Origin of the sequence: Hasllibacter halocynthiae, assembly GCF_003003095.1 — a bacterium.
Taxonomy (GTDB): domain Bacteria; phylum Pseudomonadota; class Alphaproteobacteria; order Rhodobacterales; family Rhodobacteraceae; genus Hasllibacter; species Hasllibacter halocynthiae.
The window spans coordinates 1,109,245-1,128,210 of record NZ_PVTT01000001.1 but is presented as its reverse complement, the minus strand read 5'-3'; the positions used below and the strand labels follow the sequence as shown (position 1 = coordinate 1,128,210).

21 protein-coding genes are annotated in these 18,966 nt (G+C 70.7%); 8 read left to right on the top strand and 13 right to left on the bottom strand.

Annotated features, from left to right (window positions below; all coding sequences use genetic code 11):
* Positions 1-24: 24 nt before the first annotated feature.
* The 3 genes from BCF33_RS05660 to BCF33_RS05650 form a co-directional block, all read right to left on the bottom strand.
* Positions 25-1,068, bottom strand: coding sequence for an ABC transporter permease (locus BCF33_RS05660; protein ID WP_106159900.1), 1,044 nt, complete (start codon positions 1,066-1,068; stop codon positions 25-27).
* Positions 1,061-2,098, bottom strand: coding sequence for an ABC transporter permease (locus tag BCF33_RS05655; protein ID WP_106159899.1), 1,038 nt, complete (start codon positions 2,096-2,098; stop codon positions 1,061-1,063). The genes BCF33_RS05660 and BCF33_RS05655 overlap by 8 nt, the downstream gene beginning before the upstream one ends.
* 67 nt (positions 2,099-2,165) lie before the next feature.
* A complete protein-coding gene (locus tag BCF33_RS05650) occupies positions 2,166-3,881 on the bottom strand; it encodes a peptide ABC transporter substrate-binding protein (protein WP_106159898.1) in 1,716 nt (571 codons plus the stop codon).
* 345 nt (positions 3,882-4,226) lie between these two features.
* On the opposite strand from BCF33_RS05650, the gene BCF33_RS05645 reads away from it, so the two are divergent.
* Positions 4,227-5,384: a M20 aminoacylase family protein gene (locus BCF33_RS05645; RefSeq protein WP_106159897.1), complete on the top strand. Its 1,158-nt coding sequence runs from the start codon at positions 4,227-4,229 to the stop codon at positions 5,382-5,384.
* Between the two features lie 117 nt (positions 5,385-5,501).
* Here BCF33_RS05645 and BCF33_RS05640 read toward each other — a convergent pair whose 3' ends face one another.
* A complete protein-coding gene (locus tag BCF33_RS05640; RefSeq protein ID WP_106159896.1) occupies positions 5,502-7,001 on the bottom strand; it encodes a CoA-acylating methylmalonate-semialdehyde dehydrogenase in 1,500 nt (499 codons plus the stop codon).
* A gap of 116 nt (positions 7,002-7,117) precedes the next feature.
* Here BCF33_RS05640 and BCF33_RS05635 point away from each other — a divergent pair, with 116 nt between their 5' ends.
* The gene (locus BCF33_RS05635; protein WP_106159895.1) at positions 7,118-7,549 is read left to right on the top strand and encodes a CBS domain-containing protein; all 432 of its coding nucleotides are present in this window, start codon (positions 7,118-7,120) and stop codon (positions 7,547-7,549) included.
* A gap of 54 nt (positions 7,550-7,603) precedes the next feature.
* On the top strand, positions 7,604-8,107 hold the full coding sequence (gene coaD, locus BCF33_RS05630) for a pantetheine-phosphate adenylyltransferase (RefSeq protein WP_106159894.1): 504 nt from the start codon (positions 7,604-7,606) through the stop codon (positions 8,105-8,107).
* A gap of 80 nt (positions 8,108-8,187) precedes the next feature.
* Here coaD and BCF33_RS14190 read toward each other — a convergent pair whose 3' ends face one another.
* Entirely contained in the window at positions 8,188-8,346 is a 159-nt protein-coding gene (locus BCF33_RS14190; RefSeq protein ID WP_170073278.1) for a hypothetical protein, read from the bottom strand.
* A gap of 170 nt (positions 8,347-8,516) precedes the next feature.
* Between BCF33_RS14190 and BCF33_RS05625 the strand changes: the two genes are divergently transcribed.
* Together BCF33_RS05625 and BCF33_RS05620 are read left to right on the top strand one after the other, a co-directional pair.
* The gene (locus tag BCF33_RS05625; RefSeq protein ID WP_106159893.1) at positions 8,517-9,473 is read left to right on the top strand and encodes a L,D-transpeptidase family protein; all 957 of its coding nucleotides are present in this window, start codon (positions 8,517-8,519) and stop codon (positions 9,471-9,473) included.
* A complete protein-coding gene (locus BCF33_RS05620) occupies positions 9,470-10,261 on the top strand; it encodes an extensin-like domain-containing protein (protein WP_158259354.1) in 792 nt (263 codons plus the stop codon). Before BCF33_RS05625 ends, BCF33_RS05620 begins: the two co-directional genes overlap by 4 nt.
* Positions 10,262-10,265: 4 nt before the next feature.
* On the opposite strand, the gene BCF33_RS05615 is transcribed toward BCF33_RS05620, so the two are convergent.
* The 5 genes from BCF33_RS05615 to tkt are packed head-to-tail and all read right to left on the bottom strand — an operon-like array spanning position 10,266 to position 14,330.
* Entirely contained in the window at positions 10,266-10,655 is a 390-nt protein-coding gene (locus BCF33_RS05615; protein WP_106159891.1) for an STAS/SEC14 domain-containing protein, read from the bottom strand.
* A gap of 30 nt (positions 10,656-10,685) precedes the next feature.
* Positions 10,686-11,045 carry a RidA family protein gene (locus BCF33_RS05610; RefSeq protein ID WP_106159890.1) on the bottom strand — a complete coding sequence of 120 codons (360 nt, stop codon included), beginning with the start codon at positions 11,043-11,045 and terminating at the stop codon, positions 10,686-10,688.
* Between the two features lie 53 nt (positions 11,046-11,098).
* Entirely contained in the window at positions 11,099-12,112 is a 1,014-nt protein-coding gene (gene gap / locus BCF33_RS05605; RefSeq protein WP_106159889.1) for a type I glyceraldehyde-3-phosphate dehydrogenase, read from the bottom strand.
* Positions 12,113-12,171: 59 nt separating this feature from the next.
* Positions 12,172-12,315, bottom strand: a complete 144-nt coding sequence (locus BCF33_RS14185; protein WP_170073277.1) for a hypothetical protein — start codon at positions 12,313-12,315, stop codon at positions 12,172-12,174.
* Positions 12,315-14,330 (bottom strand): transketolase, encoded by a 2,016-nt coding sequence (tkt, locus tag BCF33_RS05600; protein ID WP_106159888.1) that lies wholly within the window; start codon positions 14,328-14,330, stop codon positions 12,315-12,317. The genes BCF33_RS14185 and tkt overlap by 1 nt, the downstream gene beginning before the upstream one ends.
* Before the next feature lie 198 nt (positions 14,331-14,528).
* Between tkt and BCF33_RS05595 the strand changes: the two genes are divergently transcribed.
* Positions 14,529-15,047 (top strand): hypothetical protein, encoded by a 519-nt coding sequence (locus BCF33_RS05595; protein ID WP_106159887.1) that lies wholly within the window; start codon positions 14,529-14,531, stop codon positions 15,045-15,047.
* A gap of 1 nt (position 15,048) precedes the next feature.
* Positions 15,049-15,483: a cell division protein ZapA gene (locus tag BCF33_RS05590; RefSeq protein WP_106159886.1), complete on the top strand. Its 435-nt coding sequence runs from the start codon at positions 15,049-15,051 to the stop codon at positions 15,481-15,483.
* Here the strand turns inward: BCF33_RS05590 and grxD are convergent.
* From grxD to purL, 3 genes are all read right to left on the bottom strand, one after another.
* Entirely contained in the window at positions 15,480-15,854 is a 375-nt protein-coding gene (gene grxD / locus BCF33_RS05585) for a Grx4 family monothiol glutaredoxin (protein WP_106159885.1), read from the bottom strand. The two genes, BCF33_RS05590 and grxD, sit on opposite strands and share 4 nt — an antisense overlap.
* 11 nt (positions 15,855-15,865) lie before the next feature.
* Positions 15,866-16,102, bottom strand: a complete 237-nt coding sequence (locus BCF33_RS05580) for a BolA family protein (protein WP_106159884.1) — start codon at positions 16,100-16,102, stop codon at positions 15,866-15,868.
* A gap of 127 nt (positions 16,103-16,229) precedes the next feature.
* On the bottom strand, positions 16,230-18,380 hold the full coding sequence (gene purL, locus BCF33_RS05575) for a phosphoribosylformylglycinamidine synthase subunit PurL (RefSeq protein ID WP_106159883.1): 2,151 nt from the start codon (positions 18,378-18,380) through the stop codon (positions 16,230-16,232).
* Positions 18,381-18,447: 67 nt separating this feature from the next.
* On the opposite strand from purL, the gene BCF33_RS05570 reads away from it, so the two are divergent.
* Positions 18,448-18,945 (top strand): hypothetical protein, encoded by a 498-nt coding sequence (locus BCF33_RS05570; RefSeq protein ID WP_106159882.1) that lies wholly within the window; start codon positions 18,448-18,450, stop codon positions 18,943-18,945.
* The last annotated feature ends 21 nt before the right edge of the window (positions 18,946-18,966 follow it).

Genomic DNA, 18,966 nt, shown 5'->3' with positions numbered 1-18,966 from the left:
GCCTGTGCGCCTCCGCAGGGCGCGTCAGCGGCCCCGCAGCCGCGGGTCGAGCGCGTCGCGCAGGCCGTCGCCGATGTAGTTCACCGCCAGCACCGTCAGCGAGATCGCGAGGCCCGGCCACACGACCCGTTCGGGATAGGACTGGAGGTAGTCCACCCCGTCGAAGAGGAGACGCCCCCAGGTCGGGAAGTCGGGCGGGAAGCCGAGGCCGAGGAAGCTGAGCGCCGACTCCGTGATGATGGCCGTCGCTATGCCGAGCGTCGCCGATACCATGATCGGGGACAGGACGTTGGGCAGGACGTGACGCGCGATCATGCCGCCGTCGCGGGTGCCGACGGCGCGGGCGGCGAGGATGAACTCCCGCTCCTTCAGGGCGAGGACGTCGCCCCGCACGATCCGCGCCGTGGGCATCCACGAGGTGATGCCGATGCCGAAGACGATGAGCACGAAGATTCCGTACTCGGGTCCCAGCGCCGCGTTCAGCTGATCCCGGAAGAGGAGCACCGCGACGAGGAGGAGCGGCAGGAGCGGCAGCGCGAGGAAGAGGTCCGTGAACCGCATCAGCAGGCCGTCGACGCGGCGGAAGTAGCCCGCAGCCACCCCGACCGCCGTGCCAAGGACCAGAGCCAGCGCCATCGCGGCGACCCCCACCGCCATCGAGACGCGCCCCCCGCCCATCAGGCGGGCGAGAAGGTCGCGGCCGAGCTGATCGGTGCCGAACGGGTGCGTCCAGCTCGCCTTCAGGCCCGACGAGGCGGGGTCGAGGAAGCATGACCCGACCTCGCCCCAGGGCAGGGCGAGGCAGGCGAAGATCCAGCGCGTGTTGCGCGCGCGGATGTCCGTCTCGGTCGGGTCGTACGGCCAGAGCCAGGGACCGATCAGCACCGCGAGGAGGATCACGCCGAACACCATCAGCCCGGCCATAGCCCCCCGGTGCGAGCGGAACTGCCGCCAGACGTCGCGCCACTGCGAGCCGGTGGGTTCGTCCAGGGGGATCGGCTCGACCTCGGCAGGGGTCACGGCGCCCGCGGCGGCGAGGCCGGGCTTGGGGCCGGCGGCGTCAGTCATAGCGGATCCGGGGGTCGAGGATGCCGTAGAGAAGGTCGGCGATCAGGTTGAAGACGATGATCAGCACCGCGAAGATGAAGGCGACCGTCAGCACCATGGGCAGGTCGTTCGCCTGCAGCGCCGTGATGAAGAGCTGGCCGATCCCGTTCACCTTGAACACCTGCTCGGTGATGATGGCGCCCCCAAAGATCGCCGGCACGCCCAGCGCGACCACGGTGACGACCGGTATCATCGAGTTGCGCAGGACGTGGACGAGGACGACCGACCGCTCGCGCAGTCCCTTCGCGCGGGCGGTGCGGACGTAGTCCTGGCCGAAATTGTCCAGCATCGAGGCGCGCATGTAGCGGCTGATCTGCGCCGTCGTCTGCAATGCGAGGACCATGACGGGCATGATCATCTGCTTGAACTGAAGGACGAAGCTGTCCCAGTCCGTGACCCTGTGCGTCGTGTCGTAGATCGAGGGGAACCAGCCGAGCTGGACCGAGAAGATCACGATGACGAGGACGCCCGAGAAGAAGGGCGGCACCGAGAAGCCGATCATCGAGACGAACGTGCCGGCGTTGTCGAACCAGGAGTACTGCCGGTAGGCGGAGATGATGCCGATCGGGATCGCGATCAGCACGCCCACCACGTAGGCCAGCCCCACCACCCAGAGGGTCTGCGGCAGGCGCTGCACGATGATGTCGAAGACTGGCCCCCGCGTCTGCCACGAGATCACCCGCAGCCGCCCGTCGTATAGGTTCGTGTCCGGCAGCCAGCCCAGCAGCCACGAATCCCGGGTCAGCCAGTCCACGAAGACCTGCGGCTCGATCCAAAAGACCTGGACGGACCATTTCCAGAACCGGAGGGGCAGCGGCTCGCCCAGGCCGAGGGCGAGGCGCATCTGCTGCTTGACCTCCGCCGGGACGGTCAGCGGCACCTGCGCCATCGGATCGCCCGGCGCCAGCTCCAGGAGGAGGAAGATCGTCAGCGCGATCAGGATCAGCGTCGGGATCGCGATGCCGATCCGGCGGATGGTGTAGGTGAGCATGGCCCCCCTCTCCCCCCTCAGGGGTGTGCCGGCCCCGGCGGACGTGCCGCCGGAGCCGTATGAGAGTTCACTCGCCGGTGCGATGCCACTCGGCGACGTTCCACAGCTCGCTGTCCCACACGTTGAGGTCCACGCCGCCGAGGTCGTTGGCGTGCGCCGACAGGCGCCCCCGATGGACGAGGGGGATCATCCCGCCGTTCTGCACGATCATGTCGTTCAGCTCGCGTGCGATGCGGGCCCGCTCCTCGGTCTCGGCGGTCTGGAGAAGCTCTGCGTGAAGGGCGTCGTACTCCTCCATGCAGAAGCGCGCGATGTTCTCGCCCTGCCACTGGGTCGCCGGGGTCGGCGCCTCGTCGCACAGACCGTTGCCGAGATAGGATTGCGGATCGGTGCCATTGAACGTGTTGGCGTACATCTCGACGTCGGCGTAGAACTTCTGGAACGTATCCGGGCTGCCCGGGTCGCCGCCGAAGAACACCGAGGAGTCGACGTTGCGCAGCTCGACCTCCAGGCCGAGCTCCTCCCACCACTCCTTGATGAGGGCCTGGAAGTCTTGGCGCACCGCGTTGGTCGAGGTCTGGTAGAGGATCGAGAGCGGCACGCCCTCGGGCGTCTCGCGCACTCCGTCGCCGTCGCGGTCGACGATGTCCGCCCCGTCGAGCAAGGCCTTCGCCCCTTCCATGTCCTGCTCGTCGCAGGTCATGGAGGTCGAGGCGTAGATCTCGGGCGCGGGGACCCAGTTGCAGGTCACGCGGCCGGCTTGGCCGTAGCCGATCTCGACGAGGAGGGGGCGGTCGATTGCCATGGACATGGCCTGATAGACCTCCGGGATCGACAGGAACGGATGCGGGCGCACCACCGAGCGCTCGTCCGGGCCGAGGGACGGGTCGGGGTTGGTGTTGTTCAGCATGATCCGCTCGACCAGCGGGCCGAAGCCGGCGACGGCGGTGCCGAGGCCGCCGGCCTCCATCTGGGCGATCACCTCCGGGGCGAGCTGCAGGTTCCAGGCGTAGTCGAACTCGCCCGTCTCCATCACCGCGCGGCCCGCCGCGGTGGCGTCGCCGCCACCCTTGAACGTGACGGTCTGGAAGGCGGGCTGTCCTTCGGTGCGGAAGTTCTCGTTCGCTTCGAAGGTGATGACGTCGTTGGGCCGGAACTCGGTGACGACGAAGGGGCCGGTGCCGATCGGGTTGTAGTTCTCCTCCGTGCAGGAAGGGGCCGCCGCGCCGACGCAGTCCTCGAACTGCGCGGCCTGGAGGATCGGGCTCTCGACCGCGACGAAGGGCCCGTAGGGGAAGGGCGTGGGCTGGGCGAAGTTGACCACCACCGTCAGGTCGTCGGGGGTCTCGACGCTCTCGACGCCTTCGAACTTGGTGACCTGGGCGCAGCCTCCTTCGGGGTCGGTGCAGTACTCGTAGGTGAAGGCGACGTCGGCGGAGGTGAAGGGTGTGCCGTCCGACCAGGTGAGGCCGGGCGTGATGTTCCAGGTGATCTGGGTCAGGTCCTCGGAGATGCCGCCGTTCTCGACGGTGGGCACCTCCTCGACGAGCCAGGGAACGATCTCGCCCGAGGCGTCGTAGCGCGCCAGCGGCTCGAGCACGAGGGAGGCCGCCTCGACGTCCTTCGTGCCGCCCGACAGGAACGGGTTCATGATCGACGGGGCCTGCCAGTAGATGATGCGCAGCTCGCCGTCGCGGCCGCGCTCGCCCGTCTGGGCCGCGGCCGCGCCGGACAGTGCGAGGCCGGTCGCCGCGGCGCCGAGGAGGGTCGCCTTGATGTTCATGGTGGTCTCCTTGCTGGAAGTCGTCGCGCCGGGGCGCGCGGGGCCGGCCCGGGAAGGGCGTCGGCTCTGCGAACGATGCCTTTGCGGCATTCTCTGCTCCGGTCGTCGTTGGAACCGGCAGGCGGGTCGCCCCCGGTCGTGCCGGCACGTTGGCGGATCGGCCCCGATCCGGCAAGTCAAAGCGCCCCGCGCCGCAAGCGCCGCGTTGACCCGCGCCCAAGGCGCGCGCAGGGTGGGCCCCGTGCCTGCGCCGCCCGGCGCCGATCCCCGCCCGCGCCCCGTCATGTCCGCGCGCGGGCGGCGGCCGGGCCGCGCAGCGATCCGTTTTCGCGAGGACCAGACCCCATGCCCATCCGCAACCGCCTGGCCGAGATGCAGCCCGAGATCGCCGAATGGCGCCGCGACCTGCACCGCCACCCCGAGCTGCTGTTCGACACGCACAGAACCTCGGCCTTCGTGGCCGAGAAGCTGCGCGCCTTCGGCTGCGACGAGGTGGTGGAGGGCATAGGCCGCACGGGCGTCGTCGGCATCGTCGAGGGCAACGGGCCCGGCCGCACCGTGGGCCTGCGGGCGGACATGGACGCCTTGCCGATCCACGAGGCGACGGGCGCGGAGCACGCCTCCCGGACGCCGGGCGCGATGCACGCCTGCGGCCATGACGGGCACACGGCGATGCTGCTCGGGGCGGCGAAGTACCTTGCCGAGACACGGAACTTCGCGGGCCGCGTCGCCGTCATCTTCCAGCCCGCCGAGGAGGGCGGCGGCGGCGGTGACGAGATGGTCAGGGACGGCATGATGGACCGCTTCGACATCGACGAGGTCTACGGCATGCACAACTGGCCCGGAAAGCCCGTCGGCAGCTTCTCGATCCGGGAGGGGGCGTTCTTCGCGGCCGCCGATCAGTTCGAGATCGTCGTCGAGGGCAAGGGCGGCCACGCCGCCAAGCCGCAGGAGGCGGTCGATACCGTAGTGGTGTCGGCGCACGTGATCACGGCGATGCAGACCATCGCCTCGCGCAACGCGGACCCGACGAAGCAGGTGGTGGTGTCCATCACGGGCATCCAGACCCCGACCATGCCGCACAACGTCATCCCGCAGACCCTGCGGATGGTCGGCACGGTCCGCACGCTGGACCCCGATGTCCGCGACATGGCCGAGCGGCGCCTGTCGGAGATCGCGCAAGGGATCGCCGCGGGCTTCGGCGCCATGGCGACCGTCCACTACGAGCGGGGCTATCCCGTCATGGTGAACCACGAGACGGAGACGGAGCACATGCGCGAGGCCGCGCGCGCCGTTTCGGGCGGGTGCGAGGACGCGCCCCTCGTGATGGGCGGCGAGGACTTCGCCTACATGCTGGAGGCGCGACCGGGCGCCTACATCCTGGTAGGCAACGGCGACACCGCCCCGGTCCACCACCCCGAATACGACTTCGACGACGAGGCGATCCCCGCCGGCGCCTCCCTCTGGGTCGAGCTGGCCGAACGGCGCTTGGCGCCGAGCTAGTGCCGCGGCCGGCAGGCGGCGCGCAACGCCGGGCGTCCTCCGCCTTCCGGGCGGTGCGGCATCCGGGCCCTGGGCGCCGCCCGGACGCCGTTCACGTCCTTCGACGCGCCGGCCCGCCTATTCCATCACGGGGATGGAGAACTCGCCCCCTTCCTTGATGCCCGAGGGCCAGCGGGCGGTGACCGTCTTGGTGCGGGTGTAGAAGCGGAAGGCGTCCGGGCCGTGCTGGTTCAGATCGCCGAAGACCGACTTCTTCCAGCCGCCGAACGTGTGGTAGGCCAGCGGCACCGGGATCGGCACGTTGATCCCGACCATGCCGACGTTGACGCGGGCGGCGAAGTCGCGGGCCGCGTCGCCGTCGCGGGTGAAGATCGCAGTTCCGTTGCCGTATTCATGATCCATGGCGAGGGACAGCGCCTCCTCGTAGGTGCCCGCGCGCACGGTCGCGAGGACAGGGCCGAAGATCTCCTTCCGGTAGATCTCCATCTCCGGCGTGACCCGGTCGAAGAGGTGCGGGCCCACCCAGAAGCCGCCCTCGTAGCCCTGCGGCGCGGTCATGTCCCGCCCATCGACCACCAGCTCGGCCCCCGCCTCGACGCCGGAGGCGACGAGCCGCTCGATGTTCTCCCTCGCGGCGGCGGTGACCACGGGGCCATAGTCGGCGTCCCTGTCGTGCCAGGGCCCGACGTTCAGCTTCTCGACCCGGGGCTTGAGCTTCTCGATCAGGCGGTCGGCGGTCTCCTCGCCCACGGGGACGGCGACCGAGATCGCCATGCATCGCTCGCCCGCCGCGCCGTATCCCGCCCCCACCAGCGCGTCGGCCGCCTGGTCGAGATCGGCGTCCGGCATGACGATCATGTGGTTCTTCGCGCCGCCGAAGCCCTGCACGCGCTTTCCGTTCGCGCAGCCCCTGGCGTAGATGTACTGCGCAATCGGGGTGGAGCCGACGAAGCCGACCGCCTGCACGGCGTCGTTGTCGAGAAGGGCGTCCACCGCCTCCTTGTCGCCGTTCACCACCTGGAACACGCCGTCGGGCAGCCCGGCCTCCTTCAGGAGGGCGCCGATCATCATGGGCACCGTCGGATCCCGCTCGGAGGGCTTGAGGATCATCGCGTTGCCGCAGGCGAGGGCCGGGGCCAGCTTCCACAGCGGGATCATGGCCGGGAAGTTGAACGGCGTGATCCCGGCCACCACCCCCAGCGGCTGGCGCATCGAGTACATGTCGATGCCGGGGCCGGCGCCGTCCGTGTACTCGCCCTTCAGGAGATGGGGCGCGCCGATGCAGAACTCGACCACCTCGAGGCCGCGCTGCACGTCGCCCTTGGCGTCCTCGTGGGTCTTGCCATGCTCGCGCGACAGGGCTTCGGCCAGCTTGTCCTTGTCGCGGTTCAGAAGGTTCACGAGCGCCATCATGACGCGCGCGCGCCTCTGCGGGTTCGTCGCGGCCCACGCGGGCTGAGCCTCGGCCGCGCGGGCGACGGCGGCATCCACCTCCGCCCCGGAGGCGAGGGCGACGCGGGCCTGCACCTCGCCCGTCGACGGGTCGAACACGTCTGCCATGCGGCCCGATCCGCCCGCCGCCTCGGCCCCGTCCAGCCAGTGCCCGATCTCTCTCATGCCGCGATCCTCCGCCCATTCGGGGAATGCCTAGCCGCCCCGCAGGGCCCGCGCCAGCGATTGACAGCGCACCGGCGCCCCGCGCAGCCTGAGCGGACCTGAAGGAGGGAGCGCCCATGACCGTCAAGCGAGTGCTGAAGGGAAAGGCCGGCGGCATCGTGACCGTCCCGCCGGGAACCACGCTTCTGGACGCGGTCAAGCGCCTGGCCGAGCACCGTATCGGCACGGTCGTCGTCACCCCGGATGGCGGGCGGGTGGCCGGCATCCTCTCGGAGCGGGACGTCGCGCGCGAGGTCGCCCGGCGGGGGGCGTCCGCGCTGGAGATGCCCGTGGAGGAGGCGATGACCACGGAGGTCGAGACCTGCACTGCCGAGGACACGGCGCGCGGCGTGTTGGAGCGGATGACCGAAGGGCGCTTCCGCCACATGCCCGTTCTGGAGGACGGGGCGCTCGCCGGGCTCATCTCGCTCGGGGACATCGTGAAGTACCGGCTGGAAGAGGTGCGGGACGAACGCAACGCGCTGCGGGACTTCGTGACGGGCGGTTGACGCCGGCGGGACGCCCGGCGACCCCGTCCGCGCCTTGAGAAGGGGAGGGCGGGGATGCGGATCGGGCTCTATCCGGGAACGTTCGACCCGATCACGCTGGGTCACCTCGACATCGTCCGTCGGGCGGCGGCCTTGGTGGATCGCCTCGTGATCGGCGTCGCGGTGAACAGCGGCAAGGATCCGGTCTTCTCCCTCGACGAGCGGACCCGCATGGTCGAGGCGGAATGCGCCGCCGTCATGGCGGAGACGGGGATGGAGATCGCCGTCCACCCCTTCGACAACCTTCTGATCGACTGCGCCCACGACGTCGGCGCAGGCGTCATCGTGCGCGGCCTGCGCGCGGTCGCGGATTTCGAGTACGAGTTCCAGATGGTGGGAATGAACCGGCAGCTCGACGCCTCGGTCGAGACCGCGTTCCTCATGGCCGACGCCCAGCACCAGGCCATCGCGTCGAGGCTGGTGAAGGAGATCGCCAGGCTGGGCGGGGACGTCGCGCCCTTCGTGACGCCCGCGGTGCGGGAGGCCCTTCTGGCCCGCCTGTCGCAGGACCTGTCCTAGAAATGAAAGGGGCGGCGCATCGCGTGGATGGCCGCCCCTAGGTATTTCCGTCCGTGCCGCCCTCCGCGGCCGTGTCGCCCTCAGCCATAGACGGCCTGCCGCGCAATGACGTGCGCGTCGCCCGGATGGATGTCGAGGTCGAGCGCGACGTCGATCGGCATGCGCGCGATCTCGCGGCGGGTCTGCTGGTAGCGGCGGCGCTTGGCCGCGGCGTCGCGGATGGTCTGGATGAAGCCCATGGAACACTCCTTCTGATATGCTGATAGCCGCGCGGCATCGCCCCGCGGCACGTCCGATCTGGACTTGCCGCATCGCAGAAACAACTTCCGACATCGAAGGTCCGCCTTGCACTGAATGCATGGGCGGGGCGCCTGGGAAACCGATCAGCCCGCCGCCGCGTTCGATCCCCATGCACTTCCGTATCGCCGCCCTGATGGCCCCGCTCCTCGCCGTTCCCGCGTTCGCCGCACCCACCGCGGAGGAGATCGAATCCGCCACCTATGACGGCGGCGCGTTGCCGGACGGACAGTCGGCGATCACCTTCGTGACGCAGGTCCTCCTGGACCGTGCGGGCGTCAGCCCCGGCATCATCGACGGCTACTCCGGTGGCATGACCGAGACGGCGACCCGCGCCTTCGAGATGCGCGAGGGCCTGGAGGCGGACGGCGTCATGGACGAGGACGTGTGGGAGGCGCTCAGCGGCCCCGATGCAGGCGCCATCACCCAGAGCTACACCATCACACAGGACGACGCATCCGGCCTCGTGGGCGGCATCCCGCAGGACTATGCCGAACGCGCGGAGATGGATGCCCTCGCCTACACCTCGGTCCCCGAGAAGCTGGCCGAGCGTTTCCACATGGACGAGGACGTCCTGCGGAACATGAACCCCGGCGCCGCCTTCCAGCCGGGCGAGACGATCACCGTCGCCGCCCCCGGCGACCGCATGGAGGGAACGGTCGCCCGGATCGAGATCGACGTGCCCGCGGGCCGGCTGCGCGCCTTCGATACGAACGACGAAATCCTCACTGACTATCCCGTCGCCGTCGGCAGCGAGGACAACCCGAGCCCGTCGGGCACGCACGAGGTCAAGGCGGTCGCCTACGAGCCGAACTACACCTACGACCCTGACGAGAACTTCCAACAAGGCGACAACGACGAGATGCTGATCCTGCCGCCCGGGCCGAACAATCCGATCGGCGGCACCTGGATCGACCTGACCGAGCCGACCTACGGCATCCACGGCACGCCCGAACCGTCCAGCCTCTTCGACGCGCAGAGCCATGGCTGCGTCCGCATGACCAACTGGGACGCGGACGAGCTGGGGCGGATGGTCGAGCAGGGCGCCACGGTCGAGTTCCTGCGTTGATCCGCGCGATCCTTGCCGCCGCGCTTATCGGCGGGGCGGCCTTTGCGCAGGATGCCGGCGCGCCGGCGGTGCCGCCCGCCACCTCGCCCGCGCCCGAGCCGCGCCCCGACCCCGAGGCGCGCCAGGACGAGGGGCCCATCGCCGCCATCGACGCCGAGACACGCGGGGGGCCGGCAGCGCATGCGGTTCCGGATGCCGGACCCGGCATCGCGGAGGAGCTGGCCGAGGGTCCCGAGGCGCTCGCCGCCTGCCTCGCCGAGCTGGAAGGGGCGGGGGCGACATTCGAGCGCCTTGATGCCGTGTCGACGGAGGAGGATCGGGATTGCGGGATCGTGAACCCGGTCCTCCTCTCGAAGCTTTCGGGCGGCGCGCGTCTGACCCCTCCGATCACCGTCCGTTGCGAGACCGCGCTTTCGGTCGCGGATTGGATCGACCGGCACGTCACGCCGGCCGCCGAGATCCTCGGACGTGGGGAGGTCGTGCGCGTCGGCACGGGCAACGGCTACATGTGCCGCCGGCGGAACAACAGCGCGGACGGGCCGCTATCCGAGCACTCGTTCGGCAACGCCGTCGATATCACCGGGTTCGAGTTCGCCGACGGCCCTCCCGTCGCCATCGAGCCGCGCGAGGACGAGGGGACGCTGGCCGAGGCCTTCCAACGCAGCGTGCGCGCGGCGTCCTGCCTCTACTTCACGACCGTGCTCGGGCCCGGCGCGGACGCGGCCCATGCCAACCACCTCCACCTGGACATCAAGGAACGCAGGGGTGGATACCGCCTCTGCCAATAGGTGATCAGGCCGGACGTGCGCCGAGGAAGGCCCAAGCCTCGGCGCTGGTGTCGAAGGACTTCGCCTCCAGCGGCAGGACCTTGCCGAACGCCTCTACCATTGTGCCCGCCGAGCCGGGGGCGTTCGCCACGACGTAGTTCTCCAGCTTGCGAAGCGATTTGAACCGCGCCTTCAGCATCTCGCCGTCGAAGGTGCCCGAAGGCAGGTCGTCCGCCTCGGCCGCCTCGAAGATCAGGAGGAGCGAGCCCTTGCCGGGCAGCGCGTCCATCCAGTCGTTCGCCCGCTCGGCCAGGGCGTGGATGCCCTCCTTGTCGAGCGCGCCGGTAACGCGGAAGGCGAGGATGTCGGGCCGGTCCTGGGCGGCGATCTCGGCGAAGCCATGGGCGAGGGACATGGTCGGTACTCCTTTGGCGACCCAACGCCGTCAGGATTCCCCGCGTTCCGGGATGACGGCGATGGCGGCGATCTCGACCAGAAGGTCCGGGTGAACGAGGCCCGCGACGCGGATGCCGGTCGTAGCCGGGCCCGTCGTCCCGTCCAGGGCGATCCGGCGGGCTTCGGTGATGGCGGCGTAGTCGTCCTGATCGACGTAGTAGGTCGTGATCGAGACGAGGTCGGCGAGGGTTCCGCCCGCTGCCGCCACGATCCGCTCGATCAGGCCCATCGCGTACGCCGTCTGCGCGCCGGCGTCGCCGGAATGGAGGACGCGGCCCTCCTCGTCCCAGGCGACCTGGCCGGTCACGTGCAGCCGGCGGCCGTCCGGCTCCAGGACCCCGTGGTTCATGGGGAAGCCCGCCCGGGGCCAGAGCCCCGGGGGGTTGATGTCGCGCCGTTCGGTCAGAGGAACCGGCCCATCTTGACGGCCGTGTCGGCCATGCGGTTCGAGAAGCCCCACTCGTTGTCGTACCAGGAGAGGACGCGGACCATCCGGCCCTCCATCACCTTCGTCTGGTCGGTCGCGAAGATCGACGAGCGGGGGTCGTGGTTGAAGTCGGAGGAGACGAGCTTCTCCTCCGTGACGCCGAGGATGCCCTGCAGCGGGCCGGATCCGGCGGCGGCGCGGGCGGCCTCGTTGATCTCGTCCACGCTGGTGTCGCGCGCCGCCTCGAAGGTCAGGTCCACGACCGAGACGTTGGGCGTCGGCACTCGGATCGCCACGCCGTCCAGCTTTCCGTCGAGCTCGGGCAGCACGAGGCCGACCGCCTTGGCCGCGCCGGTCGAGGTCGGGATCATCGACAGCGCCGCCGCGCGCGCGCGGTAGAGGTCCTTGTGCAGCGTGTCGAGCGTCGGCTGGTCGCCCGTGTAGGAGTGGATCGTCGTCATGAACCCCTTCGAGATGCCGACCGCGTCGTTCAGCACCTTCGCCACGGGGGCGAGGCAGTTGGTCGTGCAGGACGCGTTCGAGACGATCAGGTCCTCGCCCGTCAGCGTGTCCTCGTTCACGCCGTAGACGATCGTCTTCTCCGCGCCCGTCGCCTGAGAGAGCGGGGCCGAGATCAGCACCCGGGAGGAGCCGTTCTCGAGATGGGCGCGCGCCTTCTCGGGTGAGGTGAAGATGCCCGTGCACTCCAGCACGATGTCGACGTCGGACCAGGGCAGGTCGGCCGGGTTCCGCTCGGCCGTGACCTTGATCGGGCCGCGCCCGACGTCGATCGTGTCGCCCGACGTCGTCACCTCGGCGGGGAAGCGGCCGTGGACGCTGTCGTACCGCAGGAGGTGGGCGTTCGTCTCGACGGGGCCGAGGTCGTTGAGGGCGACCACCTCGATATCGGTGCGGCCCGATTCCACGATGGCCCGCAGGACGTTGCGGCCGATGCGGCCGAACCCGTTGATCGCGACTTTGACGGCCATGAAGCCCTCCGTTCTTGCAGTTCTCCGACCCCGAGGGGTTCGCCGGGCTTATGCGGCCCCTAACGCCAGAACGCCAGCCACCAGAGAAGCTGCAGGAACCGGTTGCCGAGGAATACCAGGGCACGGCCGTCGTTCAGAAGGGCGTCGGCGGCGATCGCGCCCGCGATCGCCAGCCCCAGGATCAGCCAGGCCCTGTCCGCCATCAGAGGAGGGACTTGGCCTTCTCCGCCACGGCGTCGGCGGTGATGCCGAACTTCTCGAACAGGGTCTCGGCCGGGGCCGAGGCGCCGAAGCCGTCCATGCCGACGAAGCCGGCCTTCTGCTCGCGCCCGCGCTCGCCGAGGAGGAACCGGTCCCAGGGCTGGCGGACGGCGGCCTCGACGGCCACGCGCACGGCGCCGCCCGGCAGGACACGGCGGCGATAGCTCTCGTCCTGCTGCCAGAAGAGCTCCATGCAGGGGACGGAGACGACGCGCGCGCCGATCCCGTCCGCCTCCAGCGCGGCCTTCGCGTCCATCGCGACCGAGACCTCCGAGCCCGACGCCATGAGCACCACCTGCCGCTTCGCCTCCGCTTCCGCGAGGACGTAGGCACCCTGCGAGACGAGGTTCTTGTTGGTGTTCTTGGAACGGACCGCGGGCAGGCCCTGCCGCGACAGGGCGAGCGTCACGGGCGTCGTCATGGACGTCAGCGCGATTTCCCACGCCTCGGCCGTCTCGACCTGGTCGGCGGGGCGGATGACCAGGTGGTTCGGCATGGCGCGCAGGGCGGCCAGATGCTCGACCGGCTGGTGCGTGGGCCCGTCCTCGCCCAGGCCGATGGAATCGTGCGTCATCACGTAGACCGTCGGCACCGCCATCAGCGAGGAGAGGCGGATCGCCCCCCGCGCGTAGTCCGAGAAGACGAGGAACGTGCCGCCATAGGGGCGCAGGCCCCCATGGGTGACGATGCCGTTCATGGCGGCGGCCATCCCGTGCTCGCGGATGCCGTAGTGGACGTAGCGGCCGGCCCGGTTCTCCGGGTCGAACACGGTGATGCCGCCGGCCTGGGTGTTGTTGGACCCCGTCAGGTCGGCCGAGCCGCCGAAGGTCTCGGGCATGATCGGGTTCACCACCTCCAGCACCTTCTCGGAGGCCGCGCGCGTGGCGAGCTTGGGCATCGCCTCGACGGCCTGCTTCTTCAGCGCGCGGATCGTGGATTGCAGCTTCCTCGGCGCCTCGCCCGCCTCGACGCGGTCCCACTCGGCGCGCTTGCCCTTGGAGAGCTTGTCGAGCCTGGCGCGCCATTCGGCATGGGCCTCGCCTCCGCGGGCGCCGACCTCCTCCCACCAGGACTTCACCTCGTCCTCGATGACGAAGGAGCCCGCGGCCATGCCGTAGGCCTCCTTCGTGGCGGCGACGTCCTCGGGCTTGGTGATCGCGCCGTGGCCCTTGGCGGTGTCCTGCTGAGGCGCCCCGAGGGCGATGTGGGTCCGGCACTCGATCATCGCGGGGCGGGGCGAGGCCTTCGCCTCGCGGATGGCGCGGTCGATGTCGTCGGGGTCGTGTCCGTCGCAGGCGAAGGTGTCCCACCCTGACGCGTCGAAACGCTCGCGCTGATCGGTGATGTCGGCCAGCGAGACCTTGCCGTCGATGGTGATGCCGTTGTGGTCGAAGAAGACGATCAGCCGGTCGAGCTTCTGCATTCCCGCCAGCGCGATCGCCTCGTGCGAGATGCCCTCCATCAGGCAGCCGTCGCCGGCGAAGACGAAGGTGTGGTGGTCGACGACCTTCTCGCCCCAGACGGCGCGCAGGTGCGCCTCGGCCATCGCCTTGCCGACCGCGTTGGCCAGGCCTTGGCCCAGCGGGCCGGTCGTCGTCTCGACACCGGGGGCGTGCCCGCGCTCGGGGTGGCCGGCGGTCTTGGACCCCCACTGCCGGAAGTCCTTGATCTGCTGCAGGTCCATCCCGGGCATCCCGGTAAGGTAGGTCAGCGCGTAGATCAGCATCGAGGCATGGCCGTTCGACAGGATGAACCGGTCGCGGTCAGGCCATTGCGGATGGGCCGCGTCGAACTTCAGGTGCTTCGACCAGAGGACCGTCGCCACGTCCGCCAGCCCGATCGGCGCGCCCGAATGGCCGGAGTTCGCCGCGGCCACGGCGTCGAGGGTGAGCGTGCGGATCGCCGCGGCGCGCCGCCAGTGGTCCGGGTGCGCTTCGCGAAGGGCAGCGATGTCCATGGGGCGTCCTTCCTTGGTGCGGGCTGTCGTTTCGCCTGCTAGCGAAGGCGGCAGGAGGCGGCAACCGCCCGCCACGGGGGCGCCGCCGTCCTGCCGGGGGGTGCCAAGCGCGCAATCCTCGGTATGGTGACGCGAATCGGGCGAAGGGGACGGGCCGTGCGTAAGGCGGCGGCCCGGAGGATCGGGACGGGGGACCGGATGGAGGATTCCGTGCACATCGAAGGCGGCATGCCGGCCGAGCTCGCCGAGGCGGAGCGCCGGCTGGTCGAGGCGCTCGACCGGCTGGAGGGCGCGGTCGAGCGTTCGGCCGCCCCGCGCCCCGAGCCCGCCGACCCCGCCGAGGTCGAGCGTCTCGAGGCCGAGCTCGAGGCCGAGCGTGACGCCGCCGCGCAGCTCGACGACCGGGTGCGCGCGCTCAAGCGCAGGCAGACCACGCATGTCGCGAAGCTGGAGGCCGAGCTTGCGGATCTGCGCGCCCGCCTCGAGGATCACGAGCGCGAGGCGCGCCAGCTGCGGGGCGTCAACCAGCGCCTGCGCGAGAACTGCGGCGCCCTGCGGGACGCCATGGCCGAGGGCTTGGCGGAGCCGGACCTCGTCAACCGCGCCACGGCCGCCGAGCTGGAGGCCCTGCGCCTGCAGCGGCAGGCGGACCGCGACGACCTGGACCGTCTGATCGAGGAAGTCTCGCCCATCATGGCCATGCCGGAGGAGGCCTGAGATGCCCGCCGTGACCGTCACCATCGGAGGCCGCGAGTTCGAGGTCGCCTGCCAGGAAGGCGAGGAGCACTACCTCCGCGCCGCCGCAGGGCTTCTGGATGGCGAGGCGGGCGTGCTGGTCGGCCAGATGGGCAGGATGCCCGAGGGGCAGCTTCTGCTGATGTCCGGGCTCATGCTGGCCGACAAGACCGCCGGCCTGGAGGAGAAGCTGCGCCGTGCGGAGGCGGCGGTCGCGGAACGCGACGCCAAGCTGGCCGAGCTGAAGGACCGCCCCGAGCCCGAGCCGCGCACCGTCGAGGTCGGGATCGTGCCCCCGGGCCTGCCCGCCGCCGTCGAGGCCGCCGCCCGCCGCGCCGAGGCGATGGCCGAGCGGCTGGAGAAGTCGCTGCCCCAGGAGGAGGAGGCCGAGCCGGCGGGCCGGGCCCCCGGCCGCTAGCCGTTGTGCTTGCGGATCTCTTCGGCGGCATCCTTGTCGAAGGCGACGCCCTTGGCCTCCAGCATCTCGTCCAGCTCGCCCGACAGGGTCATCTCGGTGATGATGTCGCAGCCGCCGACGAACTCGCCCTTCACGTAGAGCTGAGGGATGGTCGGCCAGTCGGAGAAGTCCTTGATCCCCTGCCGGACGTCCATGTCGTCGAGGACGTTCACGTCCTTGTAGGGCACGTTCATGTAATTCAGGACGCCCGCGACCTTGGCGGAGAACCCGCACTGAGGCATCGCCTTGGTCCCCTTCATGAAGAGGACCACGTCGTTGGCCTCCACGGTCTCGCGGATGCGGTCCTGGGCGGGGGCGGTGGCGTCGGGCATCGGTCTCTCCATCAGTCGGGGGCGCGGGTGGTGAGGGCGAGGGCGTGCAGCTCGCCGTCGGGGCCGTCCATCCTGCCCTTCAGGGCGGCGTAGACCGCGCGCTGCTGTTGGACGCGGTTGAGACCCCGGAAGCTCTCGTCGACGACGACCGCCGACATGTGGACCCCGTCCTGGCCCGAGACCTCGATCCGGGCGTTGGGGAAGCTCTCCCGCAGCAGGGTCTCGATCTGGTGGGTGTGCATGGGCATGGGCGGCGTCCTTTCCCGGTCAGAGGTAGGCGGATGGCGGGGGGCGTGCAATGGGACAGGCACCGCGCGGCCGGGCCTTCCTCCGGGCGCATTCCCGGTCCGGCTTCCCGGCCCGACGGCGGAGGCCTCACCCCAGCGCCTTCGCGAAGGCCCCGCGCCAGAGGGCCTCGAGGTCCGCGAGTGGCGCCGCGTCGCCGCCCAGCCGGACCTCGGCGCCGCCGAAGCCGCCCACCGCCTCCACCGCCACGCCGGCGCGGCCGGCGGCCACCATCAGCGCCTCGGCCTGATCGAAGCTCGCGGCGACGAGGTAGCGGCCCTGATCCTCGCCGAAGAGGGTGGGAAGGTCGCCTTCGATGCGAACGCCGAGGCCCGCCCCGGCCGCCATCTCGAACGCGGCGAGCGCGAGCCCCCCGTCCGACAGGTCCGTGCACGCACCGACGAGGGCCCGGCTCTCGCGCACGAACTCGCCCGCCGCGCGCTCGGCGCGGAGGTCGACGGGCGGCGGCGGCCCCTCGTCGCGGCCCAGCGCGGCCAGGAGCGCCGAGCGCCCGAGATGCCCCCCTGCGCCGCCGAGGAGGAGGGCGAGGTCGCCCTCGCGGGGATCGCCGTCGATGAGGTCGCCGAGGTCGTCCAGCAGGCCGACCATGCCGATGGTGGGCGTGGGCAGGATCGGCTGGCCGTCCGTCTCGTTGTAGAGCGACACGTTGCCCGACACGATCGGGGTGCCCAGCGCCTCGCACGCATCGCCGATCCCCTGGATGGCGCCGACGAGCTGACCCATGATGCGGGGCTTCTCGGGATTGCCGAAGTTCAGGTTGTCCGTCGCGGCGAGAGGGGTCGCGCCCTTCGCGCAGAGGTTGCGGAACGCTTCGGCCACCGCCTGGCGGCCGCCCTCCACCGGGTCCGCCAGGACGTAGCGCGGGGTCACGTCAGCCGTGAACGCCAGCGCCTTGCCGCTGCCGTGGACCCGCACCACCCCCGCGCCCCGCCCCGGCGGCACGGCCGTGTCGGCGAGGACGGTGTGGTCGTACTGCTCCCACACCCATTGCTTGCGGGCATGGTTCGGGTGGCCGATCAAAGCCTTCAGCGCGTCGATGGCGCCGATCCGGGGCAGCTCGCCAGTCGGCTCGGCGGGGGGCGTCGCCTCCCATGGACGGTCGTATTCGGGGGCCGAGGATGCGAGGGTCGAGAGGGGCAGGTCGGCCTGCACCTCGCCGCCGTGCAGGACCAGGAAGCGATCCTCGGCTATCGTCTCGCCCACGACGGCAAAGTCCAGATCCCACTTGTCGAACACGGCCCGCGCCTCGGCCTCCCTCGCGGGGTCGAGCACCATGAGCATTCGCTCCTGGCTTTCGGAGAGCATCATCTCGTAGGCAGTCATCCCCTCCTCGCGGACGGGCACCGCGTCGAGGTCGAGGCGGATGCCGAGGCCGCCCTTGTCGCCCATCTCGACGGCCGAGCAGGTCAGCCCCGCCGCGCCCATGTCCTGGATCGAGATCACCGCCCCCGTGTCCATCAGCTCGAGGCACGCCTCGAGCAGCTTCTTCTCGGTGAACGGATCGCCGACCTGCACGGTCGGGCGCTTCTCCTCGATCGTGTCGTCGAACTCGGCCGAGGCCATGGTGGCGCCGCCGACGCCGTCGCGCCCCGTCTTGGCCCCCAGGTAGACGACCGGCCGCCCCACGCCCGAGGCCGCGGAGTAGAAGATCGCGTCCGCCTTCGCGATGCCGGCGGCGAAGGCGTTCACGAGGCAGTTGCCGTCATAGGCGGGATCGAACCGCACCTCGCCGCCCACGGTCGGCACCCCGAAGGCGTTGCCGTAGCCGCCGATCCCCGCGACGACGCCGTGGACGAGGGTCCGGGTGCGGGGATGATCCACCCCCCCGAAGGAGAGGGCGTTCATCGCCGCCACGGGCCGCGCGCCCATGGTGAAGACGTCCCGCAGAATGCCGCCCATCCCGGTCGCCGCGCCCTGGAAGGGCTCGATGTAGGAGGGGTGGTTGTGGCTCTCCATCTTGAAGACGACCGCGTCGCCGTCCCCGATGTCCACGACGCCCGCGTTCTCGCCGGGGCCGCAGATGACCTGCGGGCCCTTCGTGGGAAGGGTCCGCAGCCAGCGCTTCGAGGATTTGTAGGAGCAGTGCTCGTTCCACATGGCCGAGAAGATGCCCAGCTCGGTCCAGGTTGGCTCGCGGCCGCAGATGTCCAGCACGCGGTCCCATTCGGAGGGGCTGAGCCCGTGCGCCTCGACCAGCTCCGGCGTGATCTTCGGATCCATGAATCTCCCCCCCGGGTGCCCGGGCGGCGTCCTAGCCCGGCCCCCGCCGAGGTGCTAGGGCAGGGGCATGCGCGCCCTGGCCCTGATCCTGCTGGCGACGTCCGCGGGCGCCGAGGGCCTGGACGGGCTCCGGCTGACCATGTGGATCGAGCTGCGCGGCGAGGGGGGCGCCATCCTCGCCTCGGCCGATCCGCGCGCGGCCGTGGTGGGCGACGGGCCGGAGTTCGGGTTCGACGCGGCCGACGACGACGGCGGCTACCGCGCCGTCCCGGCGGTGGTGGACGTCGCGGGCGACCGGCTGACCATTGGATACGGGCCGGATCGCGCAATCGAGGGGGGCGACCGGCTGGGCACCTTCAACGGCTACGTCCTGACCTTCGCCGGGGCCGGATGCACCACGTTCGAGGGCGGTGCGTTGGTGGCGGAGGAGACGAGCATCCCCATGCCGCCGGAGCGGGTGAGGATCGAGGCGGACCGGATCGAGATCGACGTGGACGGCATCCCGAGGGGGCCGGGCGATCGGATCACGGTGGCCCTGTCCCTGGGGGACTGCCTGCTCGGATGAAAAAAAGGCCGGAGCCTTCGC

What these genes read in the sequence shown, in the direction of transcription:
- BCF33_RS05660 (WP_106159900.1), bottom strand. Translation starts at nt 1,068, where the DNA reads ATGACTGACGCCGCCGGCCCCAAGCCCGGCCTCGCCGCCGCGGGCGCC.
- BCF33_RS05655 (WP_106159899.1), bottom strand. Translation starts at nt 2,098, where the DNA reads ATGCTCACCTACACCATCCGCCGGATCGGCATCGCGATCCCGACGCTG.
- BCF33_RS05650 (WP_106159898.1), bottom strand. Translation starts at nt 3,881, where the DNA reads ATGAACATCAAGGCGACCCTCCTCGGCGCCGCGGCGACCGGCCTCGCA.
- BCF33_RS05645 (WP_106159897.1), top strand. Translation starts at nt 4,227, where the DNA reads ATGCCCATCCGCAACCGCCTGGCCGAGATGCAGCCCGAGATCGCCGAA.
- BCF33_RS05640 (WP_106159896.1), bottom strand. Translation starts at nt 7,001, where the DNA reads ATGAGAGAGATCGGGCACTGGCTGGACGGGGCCGAGGCGGCGGGCGGA.
- BCF33_RS05635 (WP_106159895.1), top strand. Translation starts at nt 7,118, where the DNA reads ATGACCGTCAAGCGAGTGCTGAAGGGAAAGGCCGGCGGCATCGTGACC.
- coaD (WP_106159894.1), top strand. Translation starts at nt 7,604, where the DNA reads ATGCGGATCGGGCTCTATCCGGGAACGTTCGACCCGATCACGCTGGGT.
- BCF33_RS14190 (WP_170073278.1), bottom strand. Translation starts at nt 8,346, where the DNA reads ATGGGCTTCATCCAGACCATCCGCGACGCCGCGGCCAAGCGCCGCCGC.
- BCF33_RS05625 (WP_106159893.1), top strand. Translation starts at nt 8,517, where the DNA reads ATGCACTTCCGTATCGCCGCCCTGATGGCCCCGCTCCTCGCCGTTCCC.
- BCF33_RS05615 (WP_106159891.1), bottom strand. Translation starts at nt 10,655, where the DNA reads ATGTCCCTCGCCCATGGCTTCGCCGAGATCGCCGCCCAGGACCGGCCC.
- BCF33_RS05610 (WP_106159890.1), bottom strand. Translation starts at nt 11,045, where the DNA reads ATGAACCACGGGGTCCTGGAGCCGGACGGCCGCCGGCTGCACGTGACC.
- gap (WP_106159889.1), bottom strand. Translation starts at nt 12,112, where the DNA reads ATGGCCGTCAAAGTCGCGATCAACGGGTTCGGCCGCATCGGCCGCAAC.
- BCF33_RS14185 (WP_170073277.1), bottom strand. Translation starts at nt 12,315, where the DNA reads ATGGCGGACAGGGCCTGGCTGATCCTGGGGCTGGCGATCGCGGGCGCG.
- tkt (WP_106159888.1), bottom strand. Translation starts at nt 14,330, where the DNA reads ATGGACATCGCTGCCCTTCGCGAAGCGCACCCGGACCACTGGCGGCGC.
- BCF33_RS05595 (WP_106159887.1), top strand. Translation starts at nt 14,529, where the DNA reads ATGGAGGATTCCGTGCACATCGAAGGCGGCATGCCGGCCGAGCTCGCC.
- BCF33_RS05590 (WP_106159886.1), top strand. Translation starts at nt 15,049, where the DNA reads ATGCCCGCCGTGACCGTCACCATCGGAGGCCGCGAGTTCGAGGTCGCC.
- grxD (WP_106159885.1), bottom strand. Translation starts at nt 15,854, where the DNA reads ATGCCCGACGCCACCGCCCCCGCCCAGGACCGCATCCGCGAGACCGTG.
- BCF33_RS05580 (WP_106159884.1), bottom strand. Translation starts at nt 16,102, where the DNA reads ATGCCCATGCACACCCACCAGATCGAGACCCTGCTGCGGGAGAGCTTC.
- purL (WP_106159883.1), bottom strand. Translation starts at nt 18,380, where the DNA reads ATGGATCCGAAGATCACGCCGGAGCTGGTCGAGGCGCACGGGCTCAGC.
- BCF33_RS05570 (WP_106159882.1), top strand. Translation starts at nt 18,448, where the DNA reads ATGCGCGCCCTGGCCCTGATCCTGCTGGCGACGTCCGCGGGCGCCGAG.